The sequence below is a fragment of the Falsiroseomonas sp. genome, from assembly GCF_030695085.1.
Classification (GTDB): Bacteria; Pseudomonadota; Alphaproteobacteria; order Acetobacterales; family Acetobacteraceae; genus Falsiroseomonas.
This window is the reverse complement of the sequence record NZ_JAUYTS010000075.1, coordinates 1-1,061: the sequence shown is the minus strand read 5'-3', so window position 1 is coordinate 1,061 and position 1,061 is coordinate 1. Positions and strand designations below refer to the sequence as shown.

2 protein-coding genes are annotated in these 1,061 nt (G+C 71.3%); both read left to right on the top strand.

Features of this window, described 5'->3' with window-relative positions; translation table 11 throughout:
- Positions 1 to 557, top strand: a 557-nt coding sequence (gene modA / locus Q8S40_RS09355) for a molybdate ABC transporter substrate-binding protein (RefSeq protein ID WP_305670168.1), incomplete at its 5' end; no start/stop codon positions are given.
- Between the two features lie 9 nt (positions 558 to 566).
- Positions 567 to 1,061 (top strand): molybdenum ABC transporter permease (locus tag Q8S40_RS09350; protein WP_305670167.1); only part of this gene is annotated, 495 nt, incomplete at its 3' end.

Sequence of the window (1,061 nt, the reverse complement as noted above, 5' to 3'; positions counted from 1 at the left end):
CGGAGATGTTCCTCTCGGCCGACGAGGCCTTCGTGTTCCGCCTGGCAGAGGCTGGGCTTACCCGCGACCGGGGCACGCTCTACGCCATTGGCCGCATCGTGCTGTTCACGCCGCCAGGCTCGCCGATCGCCACGACCGGCGGCCTGGAGGCGGTCCGCGCGGCGCTGGAGGCTGGGCGGATCACGCGCTTCGCCATCGCCAACCCCGAGCACGCGCCCTATGGCCGGGCCGCGCAGCAAGCCCTGCGCGCATCCGGGCTGTGGCAGGGTATCGGCCCGCGCCTGGTGCTGGGCGAGAACGTCGCCCAGGCCGCGCAATTCGCCCTGGCCGGCGGCAGCCAGGGCGGCATCGTGGCCTATTCCCTGGTGCTCGCCCCGGCCTTGCAGGGGCGCGGCGCCTATACCCTGCTGCCCGAGACGCTGCACGAACCGCTTCGGCAGCGCATGGTCCTGCTGCGCCGCGCCGGGCCGGTCGCCACCGCCTTCTACGACCACATGAAGCAGCCCGCTGCGCGCGAGATCATGCGCCGCTACGGCTTCGCCCTTCCGGGCGAGTGAGCGCGCGGCGTGGACTGGACCGCCTTCCGCCTCTCGGTCGTCCTCGCACTCTGGACGCTGGTGCTGCTGGTGCCTTTCGCCATCTGGCTCGGGCGGGTGCTCGCCTATCGGCGCTTTCCCGGCCGCGGCTTCGTCGAGGCGGCCGTGGCGCTGCCGCTGGTGCTGCCGCCGACCGTGGTGGGCTTCTATCTGCTGGTCTCCTTCGGCAACCTCTCACCGCTGGGCAAGGCCTGGCAGGCGGTGTTCGGTCATGGCCTGGCTTTCTCGTTCGAGGGATTGCTGTTCGCCTCGGTGCTGGTGAACCTGCCCTTCGCGGTGCAGCCGATCCAGAACGCCTTCGCCGCCATCCCCGACCGGATGCGGGAGGCTGGCGCCACCTCCGGCATGCCGCCATGGCTTGTGTTCCTGCGGATCGAGTTGCCGCTGGCCTGGCCCGGCATCGCCACCGCGACGGTGCTGACCTTCGCGCATACGCTGGGCGAATTCGGCGTGGTGCTGATGGTG